This window comes from Sphaerotilus sp. (assembly GCF_031429695.1).
Taxonomy (GTDB): domain Bacteria; phylum Pseudomonadota; class Gammaproteobacteria; order Burkholderiales; family Burkholderiaceae_C; genus Sphaerotilus.
Window position 1 is genome coordinate 1 of record NZ_JANPAB010000043.1, and the last position, 7,716, is coordinate 7,716.

The 7,716-nt window shown below is 66.7% G+C and carries 8 protein-coding genes; 3 read left to right on the forward strand and 5 right to left on the reverse strand.

What is annotated here, in order from left to right; genetic code table 11:
• Window positions 1–105 (forward strand): transposase domain-containing protein (locus RMP06_RS07865; protein ID WP_310461195.1); only part of this gene is annotated, 105 nt, incomplete at its 5' end.
• A 498-nt stretch (window positions 106–603) separates the two neighbouring features.
• On the forward strand, window positions 604–2,475 hold the full coding sequence (locus tag RMP06_RS07870) for a phosphoenolpyruvate carboxykinase (GTP) (RefSeq protein WP_310461219.1): 1,872 nt from the start codon (window positions 604–606) through the stop codon (window positions 2,473–2,475).
• A 67-nt stretch (window positions 2,476–2,542) separates the two neighbouring features.
• On the opposite strand, the gene RMP06_RS07875 is transcribed toward RMP06_RS07870, so the two are convergent.
• Genes RMP06_RS07875 through cas1 form a run of 4 tightly spaced genes read right to left on the reverse strand, consistent with a single transcriptional unit; the run spans window position 2,543 to window position 6,347 of the window.
• Window positions 2,543–4,129, reverse strand: coding sequence for an ATP-binding protein (locus RMP06_RS07875; protein WP_310461220.1), 1,587 nt, complete (start codon window positions 4,127–4,129; stop codon window positions 2,543–2,545).
• A gap of 43 nt (window positions 4,130–4,172) precedes the next feature.
• Complete coding sequence (gene cas2 / locus RMP06_RS07880) at window positions 4,173–4,514, reverse strand: CRISPR-associated endonuclease Cas2 (protein WP_310461221.1); 342 nt, start codon at window positions 4,512–4,514, stop codon at window positions 4,173–4,175.
• 25 nt (window positions 4,515–4,539) lie between these two features.
• Window positions 4,540–5,355, reverse strand: coding sequence for a CRISPR-associated endonuclease Cas1 (locus RMP06_RS07885; protein ID WP_310461222.1), 816 nt, complete (start codon window positions 5,353–5,355; stop codon window positions 4,540–4,542).
• Complete coding sequence (cas1, locus tag RMP06_RS07890; RefSeq protein WP_310461223.1) at window positions 5,352–6,347, reverse strand: CRISPR-associated endonuclease Cas1; 996 nt, start codon at window positions 6,345–6,347, stop codon at window positions 5,352–5,354. Before cas1 ends, RMP06_RS07885 begins: the two co-directional genes overlap by 4 nt.
• A gap of 136 nt (window positions 6,348–6,483) precedes the next feature.
• On the opposite strand from cas1, the gene RMP06_RS07895 reads away from it, so the two are divergent.
• A complete protein-coding gene (locus RMP06_RS07895) occupies window positions 6,484–6,840 on the forward strand; it encodes a helix-turn-helix domain-containing protein (RefSeq protein ID WP_310461224.1) in 357 nt (118 codons plus the stop codon).
• Between the two features lie 35 nt (window positions 6,841–6,875).
• On the opposite strand, the gene RMP06_RS07900 is transcribed toward RMP06_RS07895, so the two are convergent.
• Entirely contained in the window at window positions 6,876–7,163 is a 288-nt protein-coding gene (locus tag RMP06_RS07900) for a CRISPR-associated endonuclease Cas2 (protein ID WP_310461225.1), read from the reverse strand.
• Window positions 7,164–7,716: the final 553 nt, after the last annotated feature.

The window sequence follows — 7,716 nt, forward strand, 5'->3', positions numbered from 1 at the left end:
TGGGCCTACCTGCGCGATGTCCTTGAACGGCTGCCCACCCACCTCAACAGCCGCATCGACGACTTGCTGCCTCATCGCTGGCAGTCTCTGCCTATCCCGGACTGATCAGGGACGCCTGACGGGGGACCGCTGGCCGCTCACGGTCCAGCGGACACGGCGCCTTTGGGTCGCTGAATGTCGGCCGACCCAACGCACTCATGGGTGAAGCACGTGCCATGGGAGGTCGAGTCAATGACGCTGCTGTCGGTGACGACGGCGGTAGTACCAGAACCATCAGCACATGTGGCAACAGCACAAGCGACGCCAAGCACATCGTCAATACACACGCCATCTCCTCAAAACTCGAATCCAGTTCCAACCTCAATGGTTGAAATTCCAAGTTCAACGGTTTTCGACATCTCCGCCCTTTAGGGCGGGGAGGATGTCAAGGATCTGCAGGATTCAGGACAGGCTAGGTTTGATGCAGCGTCAGGTCATGCAAAAAACGCATGTAACCGTCAGGTAATCGGGCGAAAGCCCCGCCTACACTGACCGCGGGGGCATCCCGAAAGCCGTGCGGCGCACGGTTTTCGAGATGCCTTTTTTCAACCTAGGAGCCGCTCGATGAACCAACCCCTGATGGCCGGTGTACACGTCAACGCCCCCACCTTCGTCAAGAACGCCAAGCTGATTGCCTGGGTGGCCGAGATCGCCGCGCTGACGCAGCCCGCCGCCATCTACTGGTGCGACGGCAGCGTCGAAGAATACGACCGCCTGTGCCAGCAGCTCGTCGATGGCGGCACCTTCCAGAAGCTCAATCCGGCCAAGCGCCCGAACAGCTTCCTGGCCTGCTCCGACCCGAGCGACGTCGCCCGCGTCGAAGACCGCACCTACATCTGCTCGGCCGCCAAGGAAGACGCAGGCCCGACCAACAACTGGATGGCCCCGGCCGAGATGCGCACCCTGCTGCAGACCGGCGCGTCCCCGCTGTTCAAGGGCAGCATGAAGGGCCGCACGCTGTACGTCGTGCCCTTCTCGATGGGCCCGCTGGGCTCGCCGATCGCCCACATCGGCATCGAACTCTCGGACAGCCCGTATGTGGCCGTCAACATGCGGATCATGACCCGCATGGGCAAGGCGGTGTACGACGTGCTGGGCGTGGACGGCGACTTCGTGCCCTGCGTCCACACGGTCGGCGCGCCGCTGGAAGCGGGTCAGGCCGACGTGCGCTGGCCGTGCAACAAGACCAAGTACATCGTCCACTACCCCGAGACGCGCGAGATCTGGTCGTATGGCTCGGGCTACGGCGGCAACGCGCTGCTGGGCAAGAAGTGCTTCGCGCTGCGCATCGCCTCGACCATGGGCCGCGACCAGGGCTGGCTGGCCGAGCACATGCTGATCCTGGGCGTGACCTCGCCGGAGGGCAAGAAGAGCCACGTCGCCGCCGCCTTCCCGAGCGCCTGCGGCAAGACCAACTTCGCGATGCTGATCCCGCCCGCCGAGCTGGGCGACTGGAAGGTCACCACCATCGGCGACGACATCGCCTGGATCAAGCCGGTGGACGGCAAGCTGCGCGCCATCAACCCGGAAGCGGGTTATTTCGGCGTCGCCCCGGGCACCAACTACAAGACCAACCCGAACTGCATGGCGTCGCTGGACAAGGACGTGATCTTCACCAACGTCGCGCTGACCGACGACGGTGACGTGTGGTGGGAAGGCATGACCGACGCACTGCCGAGCCACCTGATCGACTGGCAGGGCCAGGACTGGACGCCGGAAACCGCCCGCGGCGCCGATGGCAAGCTGCGCCCCGCCGCGCACCCGAACGCCCGCTTCACCGTCGCCGCAGCCAACAACCCGGCGCTCGACCCCGAGTGGGACAACCCGGCCGGTGTGGCGATCGATGCCTTCATCTTCGGCGGCCGCCGCTCGACCACCGTGCCGCTGGCGACCGAAGCCCGCAACTGGATCGAAGGTGTCTACATGGCCGCGACGATGGGGTCGGAGACGACGGCTGCCGCAGCGGGACAGATGGGCATCGTGCGCCGCGACCCGTTCGCGATGCTGCCGTTCATGGGCTACAACATGAGCGACTACTTCCAGCACTGGCTGGACGTGGGCGCCAAGCTGGAGGCCGCGGGCGGCAAGCTGCCGGCGATCTACTGCGTCAACTGGTTCCGCAAGGGCGCGGACGGCAAGTTCGTCTGGCCGGGTTATGGCGACAACGCCCGCGTGCTGCAGTGGATGCTCGGCCGCATCGAGGGCCAGGCCGGTGGTTCGGAAAACCTCTTTGGTGTCAGCCCGAACTACGGCGACCTGAACTGGGCGGGCCTGGACTTCAGCCAGGCGCAGTTCGACAGCGTCATCGGCATTGACCGCGCTGCGTGGAAGCAGGAAATGGCGCTGCACGGCGAGCTGTTCGCGCAACTGGCGTACCACCTGCCGGCGGAGCTGACCGCGACGAAGGCGGCGATCGAGGCGAAGCTGAACGCCTGACGCCAGCGTCAACAACAGAAAAGCCTGCCGAGCGATCGGCGGGCTTTTTTGCGTGCGGGGCGGGCGATCAGCCGGTGCGCGTCTCGACCTCGAAGCCGACGACATTGCGCGCCGTCCGGCTGAACTCGACCCCGATCAGATGCACGTCCGAGCCCTGGCCCAGGTATTTCTCGGCATAGCCCTTGTCGCGGATCTGCTGGAGCGCATGGCCTTCCGGGGCGTCGCTCACCACCTTGAACTCGAACAGGAACACCTTGCCGGGCAGCGTCACCGTCAGGTCGATGCGGCCGTGGTTCGTCGCGTCTTCTACCCGCAGATCCAGCCCCAGGCCGGCGAGGTGGCTGTAGAACACGCTGGCGCAATGCCCCTCGAAACCGGCCAGCGGGTTGCGCCGATACCAGTCGCTCGGGATGCTGGCGAACAGCGCCCGGAGTGACGTTTCGATGGCCAGCGGGTCCGCCTCGACCAGCGCGTCGAGCAGCGACAACCGCGTCTGCAGCACGACCCGCTCGGGCACACCGTAGCTGGGCAGCAGCACGCGGTTCAAGCTCACCTCGACCTCCCGGTTCGGGTAGCCCAGCGTGTAGAGGATGTCCTGGTTCTGGAGCTGCCGGGTCTCCCGCAGCGTCAGGTAGCCGCTCTGGAACAGCAAGGCGGCTGGATCGATGTGCTCCACCTCGAAGCTCGTCAGCAGCGACTCATCCGCCTGCAGCCGCACCAGGTCCGGTGTGAACCACTGCTGCTCGGCCAGCAGCCTCACCAGGAAGGTGGGCGTGCCGGTCTCGAACCAGTACGACTTGAACTCCCGGCGGCGGAACAGCAGCAGCGCATCGAAGGGGTTGTAGACGCTGGTGCCGCCCCAGTTGTAGCCGTTGTACCAATGGCGGATTTCCTGGCGGTCCAGCCCCGGCAGTTCTGGTGCGAAGACGGTGTCGATGTCGTGGTCGGTGTAACCGCACAGTGCGCTGTACTGCGGGTCCAGGGTGATGTCGGTGAGGTTGTTCAGGCCCGAGAACAGGCTGACCTTGCTGAACTTGGACACCCCGGTCAGGAACACGAACTTCAGGTGCGCGTCGGATTCCTTGAGCACCATGTACAGGTTCTTCAGCCGCTCGCGCATGGCGCGGGCCGCTTCGGGATCGGTCAGGTTGTCCAGGATCGGCTTGTCGTACTCGTCCACCAGCACCACCACGGGCAGCCCGCAGTGAAGGTGCGCCTGCTCGATCAGGCTGGCCAGGTTGCCGGCCACATCGCCCATGGGCACATCGGCGGGCAGCGGCAGGCCGAGTGCGGCGCGGTTGCTGCGCAGGTTGTGCTGGATGCGGTAGTCGAGTTCCTGCGCGTTGCTGGCCACGCCGCCGCCGAAGCTGATCCGGATCACCGGGTAGCGCCGCGACCAGTCCCAGCGGGTGTCGGCGGCCAGGCCCGTGAACAGGGCGCGGTTGCCCTCGAACAGCTCCTTGAACGTGTCCACCAGCAGGCTCTTGCCGAAGCGGCGCGGGCGGCTGAGGAAATACGATTTGCCGGACTCGATCAGGTCGATCGCCATGCCCGACTTGTCCACGTAGTAGTGGCCGTCCTCGCGGATCTCGCGCAGGTTCTGGATGCCGATGGGCAGCTTGCGGCGGGGCAGTGCGGGGGCGGCGGTGCTCATGAGGGCCAGTGTAGTGGCGGGCTCACCCAACGACGGCAACCAATCAGGCGTCCGACGGCGCCACCATGCGCCGCACCACCCGCCGCGTCGGCTTGGCCGCTTCCGCCCCGATCAGCACGCCGTCCGGCAACAGCGGCTTGCCCAGCGCGTGCGACTCGGCCTGTACCGTCCAGCGGTACGCCCGCACGTCGTCCATCGCTGGCGCGATCAGCGCCTCCAGCTCCAGCATCAGCGCGTGCATCCGAGCGGCAGACGCCTCCACGATGAACACGCTGTATTGCAGCGGCACACCCTGCGCCTTCATGAAGCGATGCACCCGTGCACCGCGCCGCGGGTCGGTGATGTCATAGGTGACGATCCAGCGCGCAGGGTCATGCAGGCTCATGGGGCAAGCTCCTTGGATGGGTGGGTCAGACCGCCAGCTCGCGCAGCGCGTGCGCCCGCAGGTTGGCCAGATGCGCGTGGATCGCGCCCGCGCGGGTCACGCTCCAGCGTTCGAAAATCGCCACAGCCTCGCGTGGCTGCTCCACCGCCGCCGCCAGCGCGCCAGCGCCCAGATTCATCTCGGCCCAGACCAGCCTCGTCAGATCCTGCGCCAGCGCGACCGGCTCGCCCACCGCACACCAGTAGTGCGGCAACACCCCACATTCCGCCAGCCGCGCCGCCACCAGTGCCGCGGCCATTCCGTGCAGCACGGGCGGCAGCACATCGGCCGTCTGTCCCAGGTACACGTACTGCCGCTTGGCCTGCTCCCACTCCGGTGCATGCACCGGCTGCCCGGCCCGCGCCCGCTCGCCGGCCCAGTGCTGCAGCACATGCAGCCGCTGGTGGCGCAGCCAGTTGTCGTACGACGCCGACCAGTCCGCCGACTCCGACGCCAGCGCCCCCAGCGCCTCCGCCAGATCGACTGGCCGGCTGCGCGTCGGCCACAAGTGGCCCAGTGCTTCGCCGTGCCCGTCCAGCCAGGTGATGGTGATGCCGCGCTGCTGGCACAGCACCAGCGCCGCGCCGCTCCACTCGGCCGTGTCGGTGCAGACCACGCGCAGCACCCGCGCCACCGGAAAGCGCACGACCTGCCCTTCGTGGTCACGCACGACCAGGGCCTCGCCGGTCGAGGTCACGCGCAGCGGGTGCGGCGACATCAGGTAGAGCGAGCGCGCATCCGCCGCCCGCTGCGCCAGCCGAGCCGCCGTGGCCGGTATCGGACGCGGGGAGTGGATCGTCATGTGGCTTCCTCCTCAGGTGGATCGGTGTCGATCAGGCCCATCCCCTGCTCGCGCAGCGCACGCGCCAGCCCCGCACAGCGCAGCCGCAACCAGCGCCGCAGCGGCTTCACCGCCGACGCCCACGCGGCATAGAAGCCTTGCCGCCCCGCCTTGCCGAGCAGACAGGCGCCCTTGTCGAAGGTGAACTGGTCCTCGCGCAGATCGCGGTCGCGGAATTGCATCCACACCCACAGGTCCACCTCGGCCCGCAGCGGCTCGATCAGGTCGCTGGCCAGTGACTCGCGTCCGAAGGCGGGCCGGTGGTAGAAGCCCAGCAGCGGGTCCAGCCCGGCCGCGTGCGCCGCGCTGACCGCCTCGGCGTGCAACAGCGTGTAGGCCAGCGACAGGCAGGCATTGGCCGGATCGCGCGGCGGGCGGCGGTTGCGCCCGGTGAAATTCAGCGACGGTGGCAGCACGGCGGCCAGCCCCGCAAAGTGCGCCCGTGCCGCTGCGCCCTCGATGCCGCGCAACGCCGCCGTGTCGGGCGCCGGCACCGTCGGATCGGCCAGCGACGCCAGCGCCCCGGCCACGCTGCGCCGTGCATCGGTCAGCGGCTTGCGGGCATCGGGGCGGGCGGCGAGCCAGGTGCCCAGCGTGCGCTGCTGGCGGCGCAGCTTGGCGGTGACGACCGAGTGCGCCCAATCGCGGCACCACGCGCTGTCCATCACCCGCAGCGCCTGCGCCAGCCGCACGGCGGCGTCGTTGTGCGCCGCGCCCAGCACGATCGCCACCCGCCGCCCGACACGGGGACTCAGGATCACCGTCCCCACCCCCGCCTCGGCCAGCTTCATCAGCACGCCGCTGTCCAGCCGCGTCTGTGCCCCGTGGATCACGCAGCGGTCCAGCAGCTTGATCGGCACGCAGCCGCGCCGCTCGCCGTTCTCGTACAGCGCGAGTGCGTCGCCATCGGTGCGGACTTCGAGGTGGGCGCGGTCAAGCAGGAGGGTGGACATGGGTGCAGCCGCTGGGGCGGAGTGTCGATGTGGTCCATTCTTCCCCTGACCAGGCCAGCGCTCCCGATTCCGCAAGCTTGCCAAGCGAGACACGGGAAAGGATGACAGTCAATAACATGCACGTTATATTTCAGCCATGACCCGACACCAGAAAACCGTAACACCGCCGCAAACGCCGCAGGGCTATGCCCCAGTGCACTTTGACCCTGCTGGCTATGCCGCTGAACGCGCAGCCCGTGACCCGGTCTTCAAGGCAGCACACGACGCAGCACAGGAAGAGTTCGCGGCGCTGGATGCCCTGCTACAGGCGCGTCTGGCCGCTGGACTAACCCAGGAGCAAGTGGCACAGCGCATGGGCGTCAAGCAATCTGCGCTGGCTCGGGTCGAAAGCAGTCTCGGTTCCCGCAAGCACGCGCCGTCGCTCGCGACATTGCGGAAATATGCCGAGGCGGTCGGGTGCCGCCTTGAGATCCGGATGGTGTCCTCGGCCTGAGTAATCCGGCCCGACAGGCACGGTTCTCGGTCAGTTCAACCGATGTAGAAATAGTCCGGATCGGCGGGCGCCACAGCGCGGCCGATGAGCAGCGTGCGGCTGCGCGGGTCCAGCCGCAGCAGAAAGAAGCGGTCGGTCTCGTCGTTGAGCAGATAGACCATGTCACCGAGCACGGTGCGCTTCTCCGCCTCGGTCAGCCAGACCTCGTGGACCGACTTCTGCCCACCGGTGGCATAGCCGCGCAGCATCTTGAGCGCGCCGACGCGGCGGCGGTCATCGCGGATGTCGTAGGCGGCGAGGTAGAGCTGGCGGTGGGCGCTCATGGCGTTGACGCTGGGTGGGTGGTGATGGAGTGCATCTTGGCCCTGGCCAGCGCCACGCCGAGCCATCGGCAAGCTTGCCGACCTCCGCTCGGAAACAGCGAGCCCCACGGCTCGCCAAGCGCGATCAATTCCTGTTGCGCAAACTCCGCGATGCGCCATCGCGTTGAAACTCAAATCCCTTCAATTTCAGGGAACCGATTCAGACCAAGGCATGAGCACGATCGAAGAAATCATGGCGTCTTAATCCCTTCAACTCCAGGGAACCGATTCAGACGGCCGCGACCGGCACGGAAGCCGCCCTGTTCGAGTCTTAATCCCTTCAACTCCAGGGAACCGATTCAGACCCACCGACACGGCAGAAACCACCGAGACGGCAAAGTCTTAATCCCTTCAACTCCAGGGAACCGATTCAGACTGAAGGTTTTGAGGGAAGAGATGAACGACTTGAAGTCTTAATCCCTTCAACTCCAGGGAACCGATTCAGACCTAGTCGTTTGCTGTGGATACCGCAAAAGCTTGTGTCTTAATCCCTTCAACTCCAGGGAACCGATTC